Source organism: Vibrio sp. 1727 (assembly GCF_033344415.1).
In the GTDB taxonomy this organism is placed as follows: domain Bacteria; phylum Pseudomonadota; class Gammaproteobacteria; order Enterobacterales; family Vibrionaceae; genus Vibrio; species Vibrio alginolyticus.
On record NZ_JAWPOT010000008.1, the window covers coordinates 59,591 to 82,948 of the forward strand.

At 44.8% G+C, this 23,358-nt stretch carries 16 protein-coding genes; 5 read left to right on the plus strand and 11 right to left on the minus strand.

Annotation, left to right across the window (positions count from 1 at the left end):
• Nucleotides 1–9: 9 nt before the first annotated feature.
• The 6 genes from R8O10_RS09805 to R8O10_RS09830 all read right to left on the minus strand — a co-directional run bounded on the left by R8O10_RS09805 (nucleotide 10) and on the right by R8O10_RS09830 (nucleotide 6,400).
• On the minus strand, nucleotides 10–1,260 hold the full coding sequence (locus R8O10_RS09805; protein WP_054730326.1) for a glutamate-5-semialdehyde dehydrogenase: 1,251 nt from the start codon (nucleotides 1,258–1,260) through the stop codon (nucleotides 10–12).
• 17 nt (nucleotides 1,261–1,277) lie between these two features.
• Nucleotides 1,278–2,417, minus strand: a complete 1,140-nt coding sequence (proB, locus tag R8O10_RS09810) for a glutamate 5-kinase (RefSeq protein ID WP_017820604.1) — start codon at nucleotides 2,415–2,417, stop codon at nucleotides 1,278–1,280.
• A gap of 121 nt (nucleotides 2,418–2,538) precedes the next feature.
• Nucleotides 2,539–2,928: a sigma factor-binding protein Crl gene (crl, locus tag R8O10_RS09815; protein WP_005381584.1), complete on the minus strand. Its 390-nt coding sequence runs from the start codon at nucleotides 2,926–2,928 to the stop codon at nucleotides 2,539–2,541.
• Nucleotides 2,929–3,043: 115 nt separating this feature from the next.
• Nucleotides 3,044–4,291, minus strand: a complete 1,248-nt coding sequence (gene frsA / locus R8O10_RS09820) for an esterase FrsA (protein ID WP_005381586.1) — start codon at nucleotides 4,289–4,291, stop codon at nucleotides 3,044–3,046.
• Between the two features lie 91 nt (nucleotides 4,292–4,382).
• Nucleotides 4,383–4,847: an oxytetracycline resistance phosphoribosyltransferase domain-containing protein Tet(34) gene (gene tet(34), locus R8O10_RS09825; protein ID WP_005381590.1), complete on the minus strand. Its 465-nt coding sequence runs from the start codon at nucleotides 4,845–4,847 to the stop codon at nucleotides 4,383–4,385.
• A gap of 263 nt (nucleotides 4,848–5,110) precedes the next feature.
• Complete coding sequence (locus R8O10_RS09830; protein WP_005381592.1) at nucleotides 5,111–6,400, minus strand: NCS2 family permease; 1,290 nt, start codon at nucleotides 6,398–6,400, stop codon at nucleotides 5,111–5,113.
• Nucleotides 6,401–7,423: 1,023 nt separating this feature from the next.
• Here R8O10_RS09830 and R8O10_RS09835 point away from each other — a divergent pair.
• Nucleotides 7,424–8,896, plus strand: coding sequence for an aminoacyl-histidine dipeptidase (locus R8O10_RS09835; protein WP_005381594.1), 1,473 nt, complete (start codon nucleotides 7,424–7,426; stop codon nucleotides 8,894–8,896).
• 64 nt (nucleotides 8,897–8,960) lie between these two features.
• On the opposite strand, the gene R8O10_RS09840 is transcribed toward R8O10_RS09835, so the two are convergent.
• A complete protein-coding gene (locus tag R8O10_RS09840; RefSeq protein WP_005381596.1) occupies nucleotides 8,961–9,500 on the minus strand; it encodes a DUF3332 domain-containing protein in 540 nt (179 codons plus the stop codon).
• Nucleotides 9,501–9,830: 330 nt separating this feature from the next.
• Between R8O10_RS09840 and R8O10_RS09845 the strand changes: the two genes are divergently transcribed.
• The 3 genes from R8O10_RS09845 (at nucleotide 9,831) to R8O10_RS09855 (ending at nucleotide 13,907) form a co-directional block, all read left to right on the plus strand.
• Complete coding sequence (locus tag R8O10_RS09845; RefSeq protein WP_017635689.1) at nucleotides 9,831–10,898, plus strand: succinylglutamate desuccinylase/aspartoacylase family protein; 1,068 nt, start codon at nucleotides 9,831–9,833, stop codon at nucleotides 10,896–10,898.
• Nucleotides 10,899–11,161: 263 nt separating this feature from the next.
• Entirely contained in the window at nucleotides 11,162–13,348 is a 2,187-nt protein-coding gene (locus tag R8O10_RS09850; protein WP_318111798.1) for a TonB-dependent receptor domain-containing protein, read from the plus strand.
• A gap of 118 nt (nucleotides 13,349–13,466) precedes the next feature.
• A complete protein-coding gene (locus R8O10_RS09855; RefSeq protein ID WP_005381599.1) occupies nucleotides 13,467–13,907 on the plus strand; it encodes a hypothetical protein in 441 nt (146 codons plus the stop codon).
• Between the two features lie 90 nt (nucleotides 13,908–13,997).
• Here R8O10_RS09855 and R8O10_RS09860 read toward each other — a convergent pair whose 3' ends face one another.
• Nucleotides 13,998–14,306 carry a DUF3622 domain-containing protein gene (locus R8O10_RS09860; RefSeq protein WP_025998700.1) on the minus strand — a complete coding sequence of 103 codons (309 nt, stop codon included), beginning with the start codon at nucleotides 14,304–14,306 and terminating at the stop codon, nucleotides 13,998–14,000.
• 293 nt (nucleotides 14,307–14,599) lie between these two features.
• Nucleotides 14,600–18,493, minus strand: coding sequence for a phosphoribosylformylglycinamidine synthase (purL, locus tag R8O10_RS09865; RefSeq protein WP_318191348.1), 3,894 nt, complete (start codon nucleotides 18,491–18,493; stop codon nucleotides 14,600–14,602).
• 299 nt (nucleotides 18,494–18,792) lie between these two features.
• Here purL and mltF point away from each other — a divergent pair, with 299 nt between their 5' ends.
• Nucleotides 18,793–20,370 (plus strand): membrane-bound lytic murein transglycosylase MltF, encoded by a 1,578-nt coding sequence (gene mltF, locus R8O10_RS09870; protein ID WP_025998701.1) that lies wholly within the window; start codon nucleotides 18,793–18,795, stop codon nucleotides 20,368–20,370.
• Nucleotides 20,371–20,958: 588 nt separating this feature from the next.
• On the opposite strand, the gene tadA is transcribed toward mltF, so the two are convergent.
• Both tadA and R8O10_RS09880 read right to left on the minus strand, forming a co-directional pair.
• A complete protein-coding gene (gene tadA / locus R8O10_RS09875; RefSeq protein ID WP_082240141.1) occupies nucleotides 20,959–21,507 on the minus strand; it encodes a tRNA adenosine(34) deaminase TadA in 549 nt (182 codons plus the stop codon).
• 212 nt (nucleotides 21,508–21,719) lie between these two features.
• Nucleotides 21,720–23,279, minus strand: a complete 1,560-nt coding sequence (locus R8O10_RS09880) for an AbgT family transporter (RefSeq protein WP_017635695.1) — start codon at nucleotides 23,277–23,279, stop codon at nucleotides 21,720–21,722.
• Between the last annotated feature and the right edge of the window lie 79 nt (nucleotides 23,280–23,358).

A 23,358-nucleotide genomic window follows, 5' to 3' on the forward strand; every position in this document is an offset into this window, starting at 1 on the left:
TCGAATGTGTTAACTGCGTGCTAAGTAGTTCGCTTTACCAACCCACTTGTAGCTAGTTAGCTCTTCTAAGCCCATCGGACCGCGTGCATGTAGCTTTTGCGTAGATACTGCGACTTCTGCGCCAAGGCCAAATTGCGCACCGTCTGTAAAGCGCGTTGAAGCATTCACATAAACCGCCGCCGAACCGACAGAATTGATGAACAGTTCTGAGTTTTCCAAACTATTGGTCATGATCGCATCTGAGTGGCTCGCGTTATGGACACGCATATGAACAATGGCATCTTTCACATCAGACACAACTTTTACACCAAGAGTGTAGCTCAACCATTCCGTATCAAAGTCACCTTCAACAGCATCGCGAATTTGTGTTGCTTGAGGCATCAGTGCTTTTGCCTTAGGCTCTGTCACGAAGGTCACTTTATCGTTCATGCGCTCTACGATCATTGGTAGGAATTGCGCTGCAATTTTTTCATGCACGAGCAGCGTATCTAATGAGTTACACGCAGATGGACGTTGAACTTTAGAGTTCTCAACCACATTCAGGGATTTCTCTAGATCAGCGGATTCGTCGACAAAGATATGGCTGATACCAAAGCCACCAATAATCACCGGAATCGTGCTGTTTTCTTTACACATTTTGTGTAGGCCAGCACCACCGCGTGGAATGATCATGTCGACGTAATCGTCCAACTTAAGCAATTGAGAAACAAGCTCACGATCTGGTTTTTCAATGTACTGCACAGAAGCGGCTGGAAGGTTCGCCTTTGCGAGCGCAGACTGAATAACCTTCACTAATTCCATATTCGAGAAAAAGGTCTCTTTGCCACCACGTAAAATGCTTGCGTTGCCGGTTTTCAAGCACAACGCTGCGATATCAATGGTTACGTTTGGACGCGCTTCATAAATTACGCCCACGACACCAAGCGGCACGCGACGACGAGACAGTGACATCCCATTTTCCAGTACCTTACTGTCTATTTCGCTGCCTACAGGATCGTTCAAGCTAATGACGTTGCGAACATCATTCGCAATTGCAGTCAATCGTTCTTCATTAAGCAAAAGGCGATCGAGCAGCGCATCGGTTAAACCCGCTTCACGGCCAAGTTCGATGTCTTTAGCGTTTGCCGCCAAAATAGCAGCAGAGTTTGCTTCTAGCTCATCAGCAATGATGGCTAATGCTTGGTTTTTTTGCGCAGTTGACGCTGTCGCTAATTCGAAAGCTGCATCTTTAGCAGCTTTACCCATATTCGTTAAATCCACTTTGCTTCCCTCTAATTCTATTCCTGAATGACGACCAAATCATCGCGGTGAATCACCTCAGAGCCATAATCATGACCCAAAATAGAGATGATATCTTTACTGTGCTTACCCGTAATTTTAGTTAGGTCATCACTTGAGTAGGCGCTGATGCCACGAGCCACCAACTTACCGTGAGCGTTTGTTACACGCGCCACTTCGCCTCGTGCGAAGTCACCACTAACTTTGATGACCCCTTTAGCAAGTAGGCTACTGCCCTTGCCGACCACAGCATTGACTGCACCATCATCAATAATGATGTCGCCCGATGCCGCAGGTCCCGCTAGAATCCAGCGTTTACGGTTCTCTAAGGCTTCAGCGCAAGGTAGGAAGCGCGTGCCCTGAGGTTCAGCACTTAAAGAGTCAAAGATAACATTCGGCGCACTACCAGCAGCAATAATAACCTCTATACCTGCGCGGCGAGCGATGTCTGCGGCTTGCAGCTTCGTTGCCATACCACCAGTACCCAATGTTGTACCGCTTCCACCTGCGATTTTACGCAGCGTATCGTCGATGGTTTTTACTTCCTTGATAAGCTCTGCGTTCGGATCTCTACGAGGGTCAGCAGTAAACAGACCTTTTTGGTCCGTTAAAAGCAAGAGCTTATCTGCACCACATAAAATGCCTACCAAAGCGGAAAGGTTGTCGTTATCGCCAACTTTAATCTCGCTAGTCGCAACGGCATCATTTTCGTTTACGATAGGAACAATATCGTTCGCAACGAGCGCATTAATAGTGTCACGCGCGTTAAGGAATCGCTCACGATCTTCTAAATCGGCACGGGTTAGTAGCATTTGGCCGATCTTGATACCATAAATACCAAACAAAGACTCCCATGTTTGAATCAAGCGACTCTGCCCCACCGCGGCAAGTAACTGCTTACTCGCCATCTCGTTGGGCAATGCGGGGTAACCAAGATGCTCACGGCCTGCTGCAATCGCACCAGACGAAACCATTACGATTGAATGGCCTTGTTTTTTAAGCTCAGCACACTGGCGTGCTAACTCAACCATGTGTGCACGGTCGAGTGCCAGAGTGCCGCCTGTCAGCACACTTGTACCCAGTTTCACAACGACAGTTTGTGGTTGTGAAACAACTGCATTTTGTTGATTCGTTGTCATGATGTCTTCTGAAGTGAAAAACAAATAAAGAGAGGATGTTTTAACAATCAAATAGGGAATTAACAAGAGAAAAGGTGCGTTTTCGCACCTTTTTGTTTGGCATTAAATGAAAACAACCAAATTAAGCGAAATCGAAAGACTCCGTGTGATATTCGACTTCTAATTTGAAGTGTTCTTCTAAAGTATCAACCAGCTTTTGATGGAATGTGCTCTGCGTGAGATACACTTCCTCTACCACTTTTTTGGGAAGGGCTTCAGATACCCATTGCCCTTCTTTGTTGTACTTGCCAATATGATATTTAGCAGTAAAGCCTCCCTCGATGGATTCCAAATCCATCCACCAGCCCCAAAATTCACGCTTCTCAGGCGATTTTTTGTCGTCTACACATACAGATAAACAATCAAAATAATAGCGCCCTTCTTGCGATTGTGGTTCGCGCAGGTAAGGCCCTATCGCCTTCAACTTTGACATCAAGCGAAAGTGAGTCGGGCCCTGAGTCGTCTCTGACATATGAATCTCCGTTTTCATAGTTAAAAGTAAACACCCAAGAATGATTATTATTTTTAATTATCATGAGCTTATTTTTTGCTCAGATATATCACTCTTAACTAATTTAGGAGAATTGTCACCCTAATAATTCATCTTCTAGCCACTTTATGGCTAAATCGAGGGATTGCTCATATCCTTTTGTAATTGTTTTGGAACTGATTTTTTTTGCTCTACCATACTGGCTAAATAGAGCAACAAGTTGATTATCACTGTGTGGCGACACTGGATCGCCTTCAAGACTCAAAGCCAAAATAGGCACTTTGGTTTTTCGACTGCTCAGGAAGCCCTGAACCTTCAATGACCACGCCATCATCTGACCAGCCATGCTATTAATATCAACCGCATTTTTCCCCAAACGGGAAGCCAAAAGATCTAAATACATCTTCGGCATTTTTTGTAACTTCTGAGGGGAAGTAAAAATATCATGTACGGGTGCGCCTAGAGCGACACAAGCTTTGATCTTTTCCTGCTCGACAAAAGAGAGTCTGATCATGGCATTACCACCAAAACGAAACCCAACTAACCCCACTTTGTGATGATCAACCCAAGGTAGCGAGTAAAGCTCATTCAATACCGCTTGATGTAGGCAACTTGAATTCTCGGTCAAGGGCCAATGAGAGCTATGCCCTACTGAAGGCATGTCTACGGTTAACATCGCAATATCTCGCGGTGCAAGACGATTACGGAACAAACGCCACATGTCGGTTTGTAGAGTATCCAAACCAGCGCTCACCATGACCACAGGCAACTGTTTATCCGTTCTTGGTAAATGGAGGTTCGCGATGATTTTGCGATTTTGGTAAGGCACTTCAATTTGCTTGATGGTGTACTTAGTTTTTTCTGCGCCGTCAGAATACGCTTTGTTTGCCAGTACTTGAGCCTGCGATGCCAAATTGTCATTTTTTAAATGTGGGTAGCCTGCAATACTAAAACACAAAGAAGCAGTGAAGAGTTCATCCGCTGCCTCTTCTCCTTGCATTTCATTTGCTCGCTTCTGATGATCCATACCAAGCTTGATCCACTCAAATGTCCAGTTACCACTGTGATAACCCATTACAGTGTCTAACCAATCATCATTGGTTCGCGAGTGAGAAGATGAAGCAATTTTAGACAGTACGCCTTCCATTTCGATCGGAGACAATCCTTGCCAAGCCCATTGCAAGCGACGCAAATGACGATACCAAGCACGATCACCTTGCGCTTCTCGTTCATCAAGTATTTTTTTACTGGTCGGCATGTACTGGGTAAGCGCGGAGGTTTCTTTTGCTTGCTTATGTTTCACGAACAAAGTTTCGGAAAGATTTTTACTGACGTCTTCAGACATAGGAAGAACCCTAGGCTATTAGCATGATTTAATATCATAATAAAAAAAATGCCCCTATAAAGGGGCATTTCTCAATATTCTTTAACCGCGCTTATTTTTGCTTGCGGTTTACTGGCTCAGCATACTGGATTGACATATCCCAAGGCTGCTCGATCCAAGTGTCTTGAGCAATATCTACAACGTAATCATCCAGCAGCTCTTTGCCTGATGGTTTCGCACACACAGCGATCATTTTCGCTTTTGGATACATCTCACGTAGTTTGCGCGCTGTATCACCACTGTCTACTAGGTCTTCAACGATTAGGTAACCTTCGCCATCACCTTCAGGTGCTTTTAGTACCGTCATGTCGCGCTGATGATCATGGTCGTAGCTTGAAATACAGATTGTATCAACGTAACGAATACCCAGTTCACGAGCCAAAATAGCGCCAGGAACCAAACCGCCGCGGCTTACCGCCCAAATTCCTTTCCATTGCTCAGCTGGCATTTGTTTTTCAGCCAGTTCACGGCAGTAAGTCTGCATTGCATCCCAAGTGATAATGAATTTTTTACTCATTGTAATAACCTAATAATTTGAAAATATGCATCCTCAAAATCTAGCGAAGTCACTCAAAAGCGGAATGCTCACTAACTTCTCCAAAATGTTTGGAGACGAGGATTTCAAGCTGCGCAAACGATTATTCTACCGAAACACACCGCTAATACCAACGGTGATATCAAAATTCTCTGCCTATTCCGCAGAAAAACCGTCTTCTGTGAACAACGTAAAAAAGAAAAAGCCAGCGTGAATAAATCCACACTGGCTTTTTGCTCGAGAAATTAACCGACGAGGTATTTAACGATGAAGATGGCTGACATCACCCATACACTCATCGACACTTCACGGCCCTTACCGCTGAATAACTTGATCGCCGCGTATGCGATAAAGCCTAACGTGATACCTTCTGCAATCGAGAATGTTAGCGGCATAACTAAACAAGTCACAACAACTGGGGACGCTTCAGTTAGGTCACGCCAATCAATGCTTACTAGCCCAGACAGCATCAAGATCGCCACATAGAATAGCGCACCTGACGTTGCATAAGCAGGGATCATACCCGCAAGTGGTGAGAACAATAGAGCAAGTAGGAAGAGTACACCAACAACCACGGCTGTTAGACCAGTACGCCCACCCGCAGCCACACCAGAAACGCTTTCAATATAAGATGTCGTGTTAGAAGTACCAAGTAATGCACCTACTGACGTTGCTGTTGAGTCTGCAAGTAACGCTTTGTTTAAACGAGGGATGTTGCCATTCTCATCAGTTAGACCTGCTTTTTGAGAAACGCCAACGAGCGTACCTGCGGTGTCAAATAAATCGACAAATAGGAAAGCAAATACGACGGAAATCATGCCTACTTCAAACAAACCAGAGAAATCCAGTTGCATGAAAGTTGGCGCAATGCTTGGTGGCGTTGACATAATACCGCCCCACTGCACATCACCAAATAGAAGACCAAGCGCTGTAACGCCAAGAATAGCGATCATCACCGCACCTTTCACACCACGGTGAACCAATGCAATCGTAAGAAAGAAGCCAATCGCGGCCAATACAGATGGCAATGATGTGATCTCTCCCATAGAAACTAATGTCGCTGGGTTATCAACGACGATACCTGCATTTTTTAATGCGATAAACGCTAAGAAAAGACCAATACCAGCTGAAATACCTGTTCGTAGAGAATGCGGGATCGAGTTAATAATCCACTCACGGATCTTAAATACGCTTAAAAGAATGAACAGAAGGCCAGAAACAAATACAGCCGCCAACGCAACTTGCCACGTATAACCCATTCCTAATACAACAGAGTAAGTAAAAAATGCGTTCAGGCCCATTCCTGGTGCCTGTGCGATTGGGTAATTGGCAACAAATCCCATGATAAAACAGCCGATTGCGGCAGCAAGACAAGTTGCGACAAAAATGGCGCCACGGTCCATACCGGTATCCGACAGGATCGCTGGGTTTACAAAAATAATGTAAGCCATAGTTAGGAAGGTCGTAACACCTGCAATGATCTCAGTGCGCACATTTGTGCCATTTTCACTGAGTTTAAAAAGCCTCTCGAGCATGATCGAATCCTGTAAAGGTAAAAAGTAAACGGTTGCGTAATCGATTGGCGGGAATTATAAAGTTATCAAATAGCAAATTCTAGATAGAATCTTCACTCTAATGCGTTTTTTTTCTTTGGATATGAAACACATTCTCTAACCCATCAAAGCAAGTAAAGAAATATATTCTTATAAAACAATAGGTAACCCAGATAACACAGTTCTCTAAAAGAGAATAAAAACTGAGCAATGTACTAAACTTTCAGATGAAAAAGGCCCATTTTAAACATGGTATCTAACAGATTTGATGGAAAAGTCGATAAAACCGAAGAATGGGGAATAGAAGAAGGCTTTGATGGCAATAAGTGAGTCAGGAAGAGAAAATAGAGATAAAAAAACGCCACCCAATTTGGGTGGCGGTGAATCATGTCAGCACTATCACTGAAAAAAAATTCCAATTTATAGGGGTGAACAAACTGTTCGAGTCACATGCGTTGACTTCACTTAGTAGCCAAAGCTTGTTGGGTATACAAAGTTACCGGTGTAAACAGACTTGCTATTCCAGAACATTGTACTTGGTAAACCTTTCATAACTATCACCTTTTAAATCAATTAAACATTCGTTGATTTCTCGGTTCCTTGGAGGCGATAAAACGGACTCATCCTTTGAGCATTTCATTCTTCTCTCAGAAGCTGGTTACAAATATACCACAAAGAAATTTAATTACAAGCATTTTAGTGATTGGAATCACAAAAAATACATAAATTGACCTTTATCAAAGTTTATATGTAATTAAATTACAATTTTATGAATTGAAAAATAAAGCCACTTTCAGAATGTATGATAGAGAACACATAGTGCTTGTTATTGTATTCACAAACTGTGACAGTTCTGAGAGAAATCCTTGTGATCGCGACTACTCGTACTCCTTATCTGGTGGTATGCTAACGGCAATTTGAAGGCCAAATCGTCTAGCATTTAATGCTACCTTGACAACATTTTTACGGTATATATTTGGCAAAGCACATCAAAAGGAGTCCTCCGTGTCTGAGTTCCATTCTGAGATCAGTACCTTATCACCTGCTCCACTTTGGCAGTTTTTCGATAAGATTTGTTCTATCCCTCATCCATCGAAACATGAAGAAGCATTAGCACAGTACATTATCAACTGGGCAACAGAGCAAGGCTTTGACGTTCGCCGTGATCCAACCGGTAACGTGTTCATCAAAAAGCCCGCGACACCAGGAATGGAGAATAAGAAGGCTGTTGTACTTCAAGCACACATCGACATGGTGCCGCAGAAAAACGAAGACACTGAACACGACTTCACCAAAGATCCAATCCAACCTTACATCGATGGCGAATGGGTAACTGCGAAAGGCACGACGCTTGGTGCAGATAACGGTATTGGTATGGCTTCTTGCCTTGCTGTATTGGCATCTAAAGATATTAAGCACGGTCCACTCGAAGTTCTGCTGACGATTGATGAAGAAGCAGGCATGACTGGCGCATTTGGCCTTGAAGCTGGTTGGTTAGAGGGTGAGATTCTTCTAAATACAGACTCTGAGCAAGAAGGCGAAGTCTACATGGGTTGTGCAGGTGGCGTTGATGGCACCATGACTTTCGATATTTCTCGAGAATCAACGCCTGCAGGTTTTGTAACACGCCAACTGACGCTGAAAGGCCTAAAAGGTGGTCACTCAGGTTGTGACATTCACACAGGTCGCGGTAATGCCAACAAATTACTTGGTCGTTTCCTTGCCGGTCATGCTCAAGAGCTTGATTTACGTTTAGTCGAATTCCGTGGTGGTAGCTTACGTAATGCAATCCCTCGCGAAGCGTTTGTTACTGTCGCGCTTCCTGTCGAAAACCAAGACAAACTTGCTGAGCTGTTCAACCACTACACTGAGCTGCTTAAAACTGAATTGGGTAAAATCGAAACAGGTATCGTAACCTTTAATGAAGCGATCACGACTGACGCGCAAGTATTTTCAATCGCCGATCAGCAACGATTCATTGCGGCACTTAACGCTTGTCCAAACGGCGTAATCCGTATGAGTGATGAGGTGGAAGGCGTTGTTGAAACTTCTCTAAACGTTGGTGTGATCAGCACAGAAGAAAATAAAGTCACCGTGCTTTGCTTGATTCGTTCTCTCATTGACTCTGGCCGTAGCCAAGTGGAAAGCATGCTGCGCTCGATTACTGAGCTAGCAGGCGCACAAATTCAGTTCTCAGGCGCTTACCCTGGCTGGAAGCCAGATGCAGATTCCGAGATCATGGCAATTTTCCGTGATATGTATGAAGGCATTTACGGTCATAAGCCGAACATCATGGTCATCCATGCTGGTCTTGAGTGTGGCCTATTTAAAGAACCATACCCACACATGGATATGGTTTCTTTCGGTCCAACAATAAAATTCCCTCACTCTCCAGATGAGAAAGTGAAGATTGATACTGTTCAGTTGTACTGGGATCAGATGGTCGCGCTTTTAGAAGCGATTCCAGAGAAAGCATAATTCAATCACGAAAAATGACAAAGGGTGCCATACGGCACCCTTTTTTTGGTTTAGTTGAACCCAACTACACACGGTTTTGCGCGTAAGCGGCTAATTCATCCATTGAGGTTTGTGCAGCAACTTCACCATCAATGTAGTAAGTAACAAACTCACCATCGCGTACACCCATGAGTGTCGCCTTTTCACCGTTACTGTAAGTAATATCCATTTGAACAGTGTTCTCATCGATTTGCTGCATTCGCCCCTGCTCAATGACACGGTTATCCGCTAATGGTGCGATTGGTGCCGTCGTTAACGACTTATCTAACTGGTGATTGACATCAATGTAAGTATCTACCTTTGTATCGAAGATATGTGGCTTACCATTTAACGGGTTCTTACCCGTCCAAAATTCTAGAGAGTTAAACACGATATAATCCGCTGCGATCGCGACACCATAAACAGGCGCTAAAAGCATATTTAGACCACCTCGAGCGTAACGGTTGTCAACAGCTTTCAAGTTAAACCCCATAACATAACCTGTCACGGCATTACTACCTACGCAACCTGAAAGTGAAACTGCTACCGCAGTCAATGCACCAATTTTAGCAATTGCCTTTTTCATCAAAACCTCTAGTTAGAAAGTGTGAAACCTCAAATTCGGCGCGGATATTATCGGATAAAAAGTAGGGTTAAAAGTCCGTTTTTTTGTCCTCCATGAACAGTATTATTTTTAATACAGTCACATTTTTTAAGGCTATTATTGCGCACTCTTCTCTATGTCTTGTTATGTATTAAACTGATAGAAAAGATCATATTGAAAACAAAAACTTCACACATACCAAAATTTCACGCATGACGATTAAAGTAATTTGTCGTGTCCTTAATGAGAATGATTAGTGCGATTTTGCAGCAATTGTTACATTGCTGATGACGCATTTGACAGAGATGGTTTATGGCCAGAAGTAAAAAAAGCAAAGTATTTGAGCTCTTAGGACATCAAATACAACCAGGACAACGATTAGAGATCGAATTTGAAGCAGCGAAGCTATATACACATTCGCCTTTATCTATTCCTGTGGAAATCATCCATGGGAAACAAGAAGGACCAGTGTTAATGGTGAATGCCGCTATCCATGGTGATGAGCTTAATGGCGTAGAAATCGTTCGTCAGATCATTAACCAACTGGATCCACAAAAACTGAAAGGCACTGTCATTGCAGTACCTATCGTTAACGTTTTTGGTTTCATCCATAAATCTCGTTACTTGCCCGACCGACGAGATCTCAACCGTTGCTTTCCTGGCAGTGAAAAAGGCGCACTTGCATCTCGTATGGCACACGGGTTCTTTAACAACATTGCCAAGCGTTGTGACTACATTTTGGATCTACACACAGGGGCCATTCATCGCACGAACTTGCCACAGATCCGCGCAAACTTAAGCAACTCAGAAACTCTGCGTATTGCTCAAGCATTTGCAACGCCAGTGATTGTTGATTCAGCATTGCGTGATGGCTCTTTACGCAGTGAAGCAGAAAAATGCGATATTCCAGTGCTCACCTACGAAGCTGGCGAAGCATTGCGTTTTGATCCACTTTCGATCAGCGCTGGTGTACTCGGGGTTCGGCGCGTAATGCAAGCCATTGGTATGTTGCGAGCGAGCAGGAAAAAGCTGCCTGAGCCTATCATAGCGAAGTCCACCAGCTGGGTTCGCGCGTCAGGTAACGGCATTTTGCGTACTGTCGTTAATCTAGGAGACAAAGTAGAACAGGGTGAAACGCTCGCTTATATTAGCTCTCCTCTTGGTCATGACGAGATAGAACTAAAAGCCCCGAAGCGTGGTTTGGTTATCGGTCAACAAACATTACCATTGGTGAACGAAGGCGATGCAATTTTCCACCTTGCCTATTTTAACCAAGGTGATAATGCTTTAGAGCAAGCAGTCGAAAGCTATATTGAAGGCCTCACTGAATTCGATGCCGAGCCGCTGACCACCGGACAGATACCGTTAGAAACTCAGTAATTCCTACCAAGTAGGCGCCTGATTAGCTCAAAAGGAGCAACAGTGCTCGCACTATCTTGTTTAAAGCCAATAAGCTCAGCGTCCATGATGCTGGGCTTTTTGTTTTATGTACGCTAACGATACTTATCGTAGTTTCCACGAATGGATAAAAAACTTTACAATCCGTCGCAAAAACACATTTGATAATTAATCTCATTATCATTTATTAATCGTAATAATGTTCTTATAATCCGAGCTTCATAAAAACACTATAAATCATCAATATGAAACGATTAAAAAGTCATCCACTCAAAGTAAATCTCATTTCACTGGCTTTGCTCTTCCCTCTTTATTCATATGCCGAGACAGCGCCAAATGAAGAGCTTGAAGTCATAGGCGTTCGTTATGCCAAACCTATTACCATTGCTGAGCCTGCGCAAACCACCATTAATTGGTCAGAGATTGAAGAGCAACAGTACTCTAATTTTGCCTCAATGATCGATGCCGTTCCCGGTGCATCAATAGATGGTGGCGGTCGTTCTGGTGGCGAACGTATTAACATTCGTGGTTTTGATGATCCAAGCGATATCGCCGTGTTTGTCGATGGCGCTCCAATTGGCTTTCAACAATACCGCTACGGTACCTTCTTTTTTGATCCGTTCTTAATTGGCGAAGCAGAAATTATCAAGGGCGCGCACGACTATCGAGCACTCAACGGGAAGTTTGGTGGCTCCATTCGCATTAAAACCAAAAGTGTCGATGATCTCCTGTACGGCGAAAGAAACTTTGGTGCTCGCATCTCAAGTGCATACAACACCAACGGCGATGAGAACGCCTACACGCTAACACTCTATGGTAAAAACGATACTGGTTTTTATTTTCTAGCGAATGGCTCGGTAAAAGATTCTGATGACATTAAAGTCGGAGGTGGTGAAACGCTGGATTACTCAGGTTATGAGCAAGAAAACATGCTCGTAAAGGTCGGTTATGAAAACAACGATCACGAGTTTGAAATTAGCCACACTCGCTACAAAGATGAAGGTCGTAAACCTTGGGCTAACCGCCGCGGAAAAATGCCTAACATCACCGAATACAATATCAAGAAATACGGCTCATTAGAAAAAGCCCAATACGCTTACACCGTCGATAACAAATACACGGACAACACCACGACCATCTCTTACCACTACATGCCGACTAACCCGTATATTGATTTCAATATCAAAATGGCACGTTCCGAAAACGATCGTCATTGGGTTCGCCCTGACGTAGCATTCGAGAAAATGTTCGTTTCTGTTGGCAGTTACGGTCATGAGTCATGGCTGAGTTACGAGCGTGATTACGTTGATGTGTTTAACCAAGCGCAATTCGGAGATCACACTCTAGTCACTGGGCTTCAATATCAAAAAACCGATAGAGACTCGTTAGTATTCAACGCATCATACGACAGTAATGAAGCGAAAAACTACGGTTGGTACACCCCTTACTACGAACCATCTGGCACGCAGTCAATTTATGCCGCTTACATTGCTGATCACTATCAAGCAACAGACCGCCTAACAATCACACCTTCTCTGCGTTACGAATACATCAAGAGTGAAGGAAAAGGGAACGCAGCGCCGGATTATAATGATCCAGCTGCCGGACATGACTATGGTGAAACGACGCATAAAGGCTTTAGCCCACGTTTGGATATCGACTTTGATGCGAGCAATAATACGCGTTTAAACGCCTCCTACGCCTACGCTTTAAAAGCACCAACCGTTGATAACATCTACTCAGTGCAATATGCGCGAGCTACCGCTACGGCTACTGCTTTGAATCTGGACGTGTCTCGTATCCATGCTTATCAAGCAAGCGTTATCAACTTAACGGAAGGGCTGGTGAACTCTCGCGATAACCTCGCAACAGAGTTAACTATGTTCTATAACGATGTTAGCGACACAGTTGATATACGAACGGGCGAAAACCTCGACAAAAATACTACTGAGTTACAAAGCTGGAATACAAACCTAGATGGCTTTAAAAACTATGGCTTTGAGCTAATTTCACAATACCGGATTGAAGATTTCTACAGTAATTTCTCAGCAAGTTACATTCGCGGCAAAAACAAAGGTAGCCTATCTGACTCTACAGGTTCAGATGATGATCATCCTGATGTACCGCCATTAAACATTAATCTGGGTTTGGGTTACGAATGGATTCCTGGTTTACGTACGGGCTGGGAAGTCCGTTGGTATGATGCGCAAACCAAAACCAAGGCAAGCGGTAATAATTTAAAAGTGAAATCGCCAAGTGAGCAATACACGCTACAAAACGCTTACGTGGTTTGGGAAATACAACAAGTCGAAGGCTTGAGCGTTGGCGCGGTTGTGAAAAACTTAACCGATCGTTACTACGAAGCATACCTATCTAATGGCGTGCCTTCGCCTGGTCGCGAAGTCAAACTGCACCTCACTTATCAATACTAACCATACCTAAAAGATGCAGGGCAGACATTAACTGCCCTGTTATATCGTATCCAATGGCCATAATTGCACGCCGTTTTATTTATCAGTATTATCATTTCCTTTTGCTTGCATACACATTATGAACAATCTAAAAACACGGCTTCTTCTGATTTGCTTCTTCCCTGTAGGTAGCCTAGCGCAAGCTTCTGAGAACATTGCAGACTACTTACAAGAACAAAGCAAGCACCAAGTTTCAGAAGATTTTTACGCACAGCCAACAGCAAATAACCTGAATCTAGATGCAAAAACTAACTCTTTAACTTGGCACGAAGATGGTAAGCCGGATCACTGTCGTTACGCCAAGCAGCCCAAAGACGTCGCAACACATTTCGACTACGGTGAAGCAAACGATCTATCTGACGGCTTACAACACTTTGATTTACCGGAAAGACATTCTGCAAAGGTCAAATCGACACATCGCACTTATGCTAATAACCCTCACCTTCTTCCTGGCAATAAACAATTTGCAGCCCCTGAAGACGGCACGTTTAGCTTGTCCGTATCGTCGGATTGTTTTTAGCCGATATAAATAAAAAATGCCCTGAGACAAAACTCAGGGCATTTTCACTATTTGTTTGATGGGTAACGTCACCATCTCACCGATTTAAACTTATTCTTCGTCAGTGTCTACTTCGGTTTCACGTGCTTTGCGGGCTTCTTCTTTACGAACTTTTGCCGCTAGTTGTTCTGCTTCGCGCTCTTGACGTTGCGCTGCTTTACGCTCGTTACGAACCACTTGGTTTTGGATAAATCCAGCCAGTTCTTGTTCAGCCCAAGCTTGTGCTTTCTCTTCGCTGTCAAAGCCTGTTTCACGCTTTGATACTACAGTCTTACGAGATGTCACTTGGCGAGTGATTTCTGCGCTCCAGCCGTTACGTTTTTCAGTGACGCGGATAGCAAATTTTGGATTCTTAGACATTTCTTTAATTTCCTAAGGGATTTAGGGATCAATCAGGGATTCGGTCAACTTGATAACTCCATCTAAGCTGAGCTGTTTAACACCATCCCTTGGTAAGCGCGGTATTAGAGCATAAAAGTAATCTAAACGCTGCAAGTTTTTACGCTAGATAATAGATGACAAAGAAGAGGCAGAACAAAGCAACGTTTCGCCAAGTCACTAGAAAGAGCGACGAAGAAAAAAGAGTGATAAGAAAAAAGAAAGCGCTGGTCTCTCAACCAACGCTTTACTTAAGCTAGATTAACCTTGGTTAATTAACCGATATTCTTACGGGCATTTTGGAACATACGCATCCAAGCGCCATTTTCACCCCAACCTTCCGGAGCCCAAGAATTTGCAACTGTGCGGAATACGCGCTCTGGGTGAGGCATCATGATAGTTACGCGACCGTCTGCTGTTGTTAAACCGGTAATCGCGTTTGGCGAACCATTCGGGTTGTTCGGGTATTGTTGTGTTGGGTTACCGAGGTTATCCACGTAACGAACCGCAACCGTACCTGATGCTTCAATCGCTGCTAGGTGCTCTGTATCACGTACTTCTACACGCCCTTCTCCGTGGGAAACCGCGATTGGCATGCGCGAACCAGCCATGCCGTCGAAGAATACAGAATCAGATTTCTGTACTTCGACTAGGCTAAAGCGCGCTTCAAAACGCTCAGATTCGTTGCGAACAAAACGTGGCCACAAGTCTGCACCAGGGATCAGTTCTTTCAAGTTCGACAGCATCTGACAGCCGTTACACACACCTAAAGAGAACGTCTCTTCACGGTTGAAGAACGCTTGGAACTGCTCACGTGCTTGTGCGTTAAACAGGATAGACTTAGCCCAACCTTCACCCGCACCTAGTACGTCGCCGTAAGAGAAGCCACCACAAGCTACTAGGCCATGGTATTCATCCAGTACCGCTTGGCCTGTTAGGATATCGCTCATATGGATGTCGGTTGCTTCAAAGCCTGCTCTGTCAAACGCTGCTGCCATTTCGACGTGGGAGTTAACGCCCTGCTCACGTAGAATTGCCATCTTAGGTTTAGCACCTTTCGCAATGTACGGTGCTGCAACGTCTTCATTTACGTCGAAGCTGAGCTTAACGTTTAGACCCGGGTCAGAGTTGTCTTTCTTAGCTTCGTGCTCTTGGTCTGCACACGCTGGGTTATCACGTAGGCTTTGCATCTTATGCGTTGTTTCAGCCCAGATAACGCGTAGTTCGGTACGTGAACGTTCAAGCACAACTGCATCACCAGAAGTGATAACAAAGTCGTCTGAAGCTTCAACAGAACCAATCACATGTGAGCATGCCTCTAAGCCGTTTGCCGCCAGAGTAGATAGAACTGAATCTAGATCATCATTCTTAACTTGAACAACCGCACCTAGCTCTTCGTTAAATAGAACGGCCAGCGCATCGTCACCCAGCTCTGCGATGTTCGCTTTTACGCCACAGTGACCCGCGAATGCCATCTCAGCCAGTGTAACAAACAGACCGCCGTCGCCTTTATCGTGGTAAGCCACTAGCTTGTCATCACGTACTAACGCTTGCATTGCATCAAAGAAGCCTTTTAGCTGCTCTGCATTATCTACGTCAGCAGGTTTGTCACCCAGCTGTTTGTATACTTGTGCCAATGCTGTCGCACCTAAGCGGTTTTTGCCGTTACCCAAGTCAACAAGAACTAGAGAAGTCTTTCCTTTGTCAGTGCGTAGTTGTGGAGTCACGGTCTTACGTACGTCTTCCACACGGCCAAATGCCGTGATAACTAACGACAGTGGAGAAGTGACTTCTTTGCTCTCGCCGTTTTCTTCCCACTTGGTTTTCATCGACATGGAGTCTTTACCAACTGGGATAGTCAAACCTAACGCAGGACACAATTCTTCACCAACCGCTTTCACTGCTTCGTAAAGACCCGCATCTTCACCTGGGTGACCCGCTGGAGACATCCAGTTCGCAGACAGTTTAATGTGTTTAATATCACCGATGTCTGTTGCCGCAATGTTCGTTAGTGACTCACCAACGGCTAGGCGAGCCGATGCTCCAAAGTCTAGTAATGCCACTGGCGTGCGCTCACCCATCGACATTGCTTCGCCATGGTAAGTGTCGTAGCTTGCCGCTGTTACTGCGCAGTTTGCTACTGGTACCTGCCAAGGACCAACCATTTGATCACGAGCAACCAGACCCGTTACTGTTCGGTCACCGATAGTAATTAGGAATGTTTTTTCTGCAATAGCAGGAAGACGAAGTACGCGATCCACCGCTTCATTAAGCTCAATACCATCACGAACAATGGCAGGGCTTTCCACTTTTAGTGTGGTTGCGTCACGGTGCATCTTCGGTGGCTTACCAAGCAGGATATCCATTGGCATATCGATTGGCGTATTGTCGAAGTGAGAATCTTCTAGCGTTAGATGACGCTCTTCTGTCGCCACACCCACCACTGCATACGGTGCGCGTTCACGCTTACAGATTGCGTCGAATGCTTCCATGTTTTCTGGCGCTACCGCTAGAACGTAACGTTCCTGTGATTCGTTACACCAGATTTCCAGTGGGCTCATGCCCGGCTCATCGTTTGGTACATCGCGTAATTGGAACTTACCGCCACGCTCACCGTCGTCGACAAGTTCAGGCAATGCGTTAGAGATACCGCCTGCACCCACATCGTGGATAAATGCGATTGGGTTGTCGTCGCCTAACTGCCAACAACGGTCGATCACTTCCTGACAGCGACGTTCCATCTCTGGGTTTTCACGCTGTACTGAAGCAAAGTCCAGATCTTCTGCTGACTGACCAGATGCCATGGAAGATGCCGCGCCACCACCAAGACCGATGTTCATTGCCGGACCACCAAGTACGATGAGGCTCGCACCCACTGGAATCTCTTTCTTCTGTACGTGTTCATCGCGGATGTTACCCATACCACCAGCAATCATGATTGGTTTGTGGTAACCACGAATTTCTTCACCCGCATGAGAAGTGACTTTTTCTTCGTAAGTACGGAAGTAACCCAATAGATTTGGACGACCAAATTCGTTGTTGAATGCCGCGCCTCCTAGAGGACCTTCAAGCATGATGTCTAACGCATTCACAATACGACCCGGCTTGCCGAAGTCGGTTTCCCATGGCTGTTCAAAACCAGGAATACGTAAGTTAGAGGTTGTAAAACCAACCAGACCCGCTTTTGGCTTACCGCCGATACCCGTCGCGCCTTCGTCACGGATTTCACCGCCTGAGCCAGTCGATGCGCCCGGCCATGGAGAGATTGCCGTTGGGTGGTTGTGCGTTTCTACCTTCATCAAGATGTGCGTATCTTCATGGTGGTACGTGTATTGACGAGATTTAGGGTCAGGGAAGAAACGCCCCGCTTTAGAACCTGTCATAACGGCTGCGTTGTCTTTGTATGCAGACAGCACATAGTCAGGTGTCGTTTCAAAAGTGTTTTTGATCATTTTGAACAAAGACTTAGGTTGATCTACCCCGTCGATAGTCCAATCTGCGTTAAAAATTTTGTGGCGACAATGCTCTGAGTTCGCCTGAGCAAACATCATCAATTCAATGTCGTTTGGGTTACGCCCAAGCTTAGTAAAGTTCTCTACCAAGTAATCAATTTCATCTTCTGCGAGTGCCAAGCCAAGGGAAACGTTTGCCTCTTCAAGCGCAAGACGACCGCCAGCTAAGATATCAACATGTGCGACAGGCTTAGGCTCTGCAACAGTAAATAATGCTGATGCGGCTTCAAATTCTGTGAATACTGTTTCCATCATGCGGTCGTGAATTAACGCTTTAACAGCATCAGCTTGAGCTTCTGATAGAACAACTGAAGATTCGACATAATAAGCCGTACCACGCTCTAGACGTTTCACTTTCTCCAGACCACAGTTAACAGCGATATCGGTAGATTTAGAAGACCAAGGCGAGATAGTGCCAGGACGAGGCGTGACAAGAAGTAGAAGACCTTCAGGCTCATGCTCTTCGATGGTGGGGCCGTAAGTTAGTAACTTTTCAAGTTTTTCTAACTCTTGGTCATCAAGGTCTGACTTTAGATCGGCAAAGTGCATAAACTCGGCATAAATGCCAGTTACAGGCAGATCTTGTTCACGACAAAGTTCCAGTAGTTTATTAACACGAAACTCAGAAAGAGCTGGGGAGCCACGCAAAATTCTCATGTGCTTAGGTCTCTTATGCAATTGATTAAGGTGATATTGGAATAAATTCAGACACTTAAAATAAGCCCTGTCGAACCTATGCCGATTCCACCTCGTCATTGCGAGCGCATTATATAGTAATTGTTTTTGTGATGTAACACCAAAAGCAACCGTTTGCGTCATTTTTTTTGTCAAATTTGAATTACAACTAAAATGTCGATAAAACACACAATGTCACGTTATAAGTGTGTGATTCACTTTGCCCCATGAGCTCGCTTTGATATAAAGGCAAATAGAAATTTTCCAAGATGTACCTATTAATGCAAATAAGTCACTTCAACCGGCTCAAGCGCAGTGCTCTAATTTTAGTTTCTGTTCTTTTGCTCTCTGCTTGCCAGATTGAGTCGGAGCCCAAAAGTGAATTTGAAAAAATTCAAGAACGTGGTGTGCTTCGTGTTGGCACGCTAAACAATCAGCTTTCCTACTACATAGGTCCCGATGGTCCCGCAGGGTTGGATTACGAATTGGCGCGTCAGTTTGCGGAGCAGCTCGGCGTCAAACTCGAGATTAAACCAGCCTTTCGCCAGGCTGAGCTTTTTCCTGCTCTTAAGAAAGGAGATATCGATATCATCGCTACGGGTTTAAATCAAACGTCACAAGCAGTCAAACGATTTAGACCAGGCCCTGCCTATTATTATGTAAGCCAACAAGTGGTATATAAAAAAGGGCAACTTCGACCACGTGATATCGAACAACTCATTGAATACCAAGCCTCGAAAGACGACGAGTCCGACGAAGATACAAATGCAGGCGCTCAAACATTAAAGATCGTTGAACAATCGCAATATGTTCCGACCCTAACAGCGTTAAAGAAGCAGTATCCAGAACTTCAGTTTGAAATTGTTGGTGATGCTGACACGAGAGACTTACTCAAATACGTATCGAAGGGTGAGTTACGTTTTACTGTGACTGATTCGGTGGAACTTTCCCTAGCTCAACGCCTTTACCCCGATCTTGCGCTCGCGTTCGAACTTACAGAAGATCAACCTGTGTCTTGGTTTACTCGACGTTCTGAAGACGAAAGCTTGTATGCAATGCTGATAGAGTTTTTCGGTAACATCAAACAATCAGGAGAACTGTCCACCCTCGAAGAGAAGTACATTGGTCATATTGAAGCATTTGACTACGTTGATACTCGCGCATTCATTCGAGCTCTGGATGACAAATTGCCTAAGTGGGCACCTTTATTCCAAAAGTACAGCGAAGAGTTCGACTGGCGCTTAATTGCAGCATTGGCGTATCAAGAGTCACACTGGAAACCAACAGCAAAATCGCCAACGGGTGTTAGGGGGATGATGATGCTGACTCTGCCAACGGCGAAAAGCGTCGGGGTAACAAACCGTTTAGACCCTGAGCAATCTGTTCGTGGTGGTGTCGAGTACTTACGTCGCATTGTAGGTCGCGTGCCTGATAGCATCAACGAGCATGAAAAAATATGGTTTGCGTTAGCTTCATACAATATTGGTTACGGCCACATGATGGACGCACGACGACTCACCAAAGCACAAGGTGGCGATCCGAACGCTTGGGCCGATGTAAAAGATAGGCTGCCTTTACTGCGTCAGAAGCGCTATTACAGCCAAACTCGCTATGGGTACGCCAGAGGCGATGAAGCGCGTAATTACGTAGAAAATATTCGACGTTACTACCAATCCATCATTGGTCATGTCAGCCAACAGCCAGCGATTGATGAGAATAGCGATGACTTGCAAGTGATTCCGCCGCTCAACCCCGACATTTTGATATCGGGCGCAGTAGAGACCGTCGTAGAACAAGTCTCTGGCGCTTCTGACGTCACGGTTGAAGAAGACACCGAACAAGAAAGCATTGAAGAATAAACCCGCGGTAAACTAAAAAATGACGAGCCTATGAAGCTCGTCATTTTTGTTGAGTCCTAACGAAAACTTATCTAGACTCCAATATTCTGAGTGACACCAACCACACTCAACCATTCCTTTGGTTGGTCGCCTTTTCTTCATCGTTAGTAAAACTGATTGCTTTGTAACAGATTACTTTACAACCACATGGTTTAGCTCACTTGATGAAGCGGCGCTTTCGGCTACACTCTGCCGAAATAACGTCACTCCTATTATTAAGCATCGTATTGAAATTGTTTGCTGGCTCTGTGCAATGCAGAAGTCAAATGAAGAACGTTTAAACCATACAATGTTTAGTGCGATTATCGAGCCTATTGCCAAGCATCGATGAGCCGCACTTTACTGGTATAAGTCTTGTCTGCAGGAGGTTTTGAATATGAGAAGACGTAGAGTGCAGTCAAAGCGTTTAAATAACACAGTAGCTGCTATCCGACGTAAACGTAAACTGACATGTATGAAAAAGAAAGTAAGTTCACGTAATCGTGTTTTTGTACATTTAGTCAATCACTAGTGCGTCCAAGCAAACATCTACCACGTTGTAGGTGTTTGCTAGCCCTCACTACTCCTACTACCTTGTTCGCTCTCTCCATTTTCTAATGCTTTTTGTGCTTGCTTCTTCGCTTTAATTTCCTTTCGGCGGCGCTTAAAAAACGCTTGTAGCTGAGTACGGCACTCATCTTCTAGCAGCCCCTTTTCAATTAAGGCGTAATGGTAAGCGGCTTGACTTTCAAACAAATTAAGCACTGTTCCTGCTGCTCCAGCTTTTAAATCTGGCGCTCCAAAAACAACCCGCTTAACGCGGCTATGCAATAAGGCTCCGGCACACATTGGGCATGGCTCAAGTGTTACATATAACGTCGTATCCAGAAGGCGGTAATTTTCTAGCTTTTGGCCTGCTTTACGCAGCGTTTGGATCTCAGCATGTGCGGTAGCGTCATTAGTACCAATAGAGCGATTCCACCCCTCAGCGATAATTTCACCATCTTTGACAAGCACTGCGCCAACAGGTACTTCCCCCTCAGCTTCTGCTTGCTCAGCAAGCTCCATCGCTCTGCGCATAAACAATTCATCTTGAGGGGAAAACGGATGGTTAGACAAAGGAGGCTCCAAAGAAACAAAAAACGATTGAAGTCAGGAATTTTATCACCAACTTCGGTTTCACTACAGCAACACATCACGGGACAAAGTCTGCAACTCCAAAAAACTAGTTACAAGACCTATCGATGTTCGTTTTACGAGAACAAAAAAACGCAGATCGAAGACCTGCGCTTTTTGGCTGCCAATTAGCGGCTTTCACACCCTACACGTTTTTACATTGTGTAAGTGTAAGGAGCTTGAATGCCTAGCGGGATACCTACCATCCAATAAGCAACTAGGAAGATAGACCAACCGATCAGCATTGCGATCGAGAATGGCATCATTAGTGACGCAAGCGTACCGATACCAGCCGACTTCACATAACGCTGACAGTAAACCACAACAAGAGGGAAAAATACCATTAGAGGCGAAATGATGTTCGATACAGAGTCACCCACACGGTAAGCCGCCTGAGACAGCTCAGGCGAGATACCAACCGCCATTAGCATTGGCACTAGGATTGGACCAATTAAAGCCCATTTTGCCGATGCCGAACCAATAAGTAGGTTTACAGACGCGGTTAGAAGGATCATACCGATGATGGTCACTTCACCTGGTAGGTTCATCGCTTTTAAGCCTTCTGCGCCATACAACGCTAGCATCGTACCGATGTTTGACTGAGCAAATGCAGATAGGAACTGAGCACAGAAGAACGACATAACAATGTATGCGCCCATGGTTGACATAGTATCAGCCATCGCTTTGATAATGTCGTTGCTGGTCTTGAACGTTCCAGACACTTTACCGTAAACGTAACCAGGAATGATAAACAGAATAAAGATCAACGGCACGATAGATTTCATTATCGGTGCTGAGAAGGCTGTAATTTCACCTTCAGGCGAGCGAAGTGCTGATGTTTCTGGAATTAACGCTGCAACAAGTAAAGCAATACCCGCCATCATTGCCCAACCTGCATAACGGAATGCTTTTGATTCCAGTTCAGTAAATGAACCTAGGTTTGGCGCGGTTTCCGCATCATCATCAATTGGCATTTTTGATAAACGAGGCTCGATGATTTTCTCTGTCACGTACCAACCAATCCCCACAATAATGATAGAGGATAGGCCAGTGAAGAAGATGTTCGCTAATGGGTTAACCACATATTCAGGATCAAGAACCTGCGCCGCAGTTTGCGTAAAGCCAGCCAATAGCGGATCGATACCTGAAGGGATAAAGTTTGCAGAGAAGCCACCAGATACACCTGCAAATGCTGCCGCAATACCTGCTAAAGGGTGACGACCTGCCGCATGGAAGATAATACCGCCAAGAGGAATAACCAGAACATAGCCTGCATCTGCCGCAGTATGCGATACAATGGCAACCAAAATAAGCATTGGAGTAAGAAGCTTAGCTGGCGTGAAGTTCAGCATCTTCTTAAGACCCGTCGTAATAAAACCCGAAGAATCTGCAACACCCACACCTAGCATTGCGACAAGTACGATACCCAGTGGCGCAAAGCCAGTAAACGTCGTCACCATGTTAGCAAGGAAACTTGCTAGCGCTTCGCCCGTAAGTAAGTTGGTGATAGTAAGAGCTTCGCCCGTTCGAGGGTTTGGAAGATCGAATGATACATTCGACAAAAGTGCTGACGCCGCCCAAGTAATGATCAATGCCCAGAAGAACAAAATCGCAGGATCAGGAATTTTGTTACCTGTCCTCTCGATAAAGTTTAAAAAGCGCTCCATCCCGCTCGGCTTCGATGATGGTGCCTTATTTACAGCTTGGTTACTCATGGTAACTCCATAGTGAATGATGTTGGTGCCAAGGCCTATTTGAATAATTATAACGACCTACTATCCAACGAGTATTCTA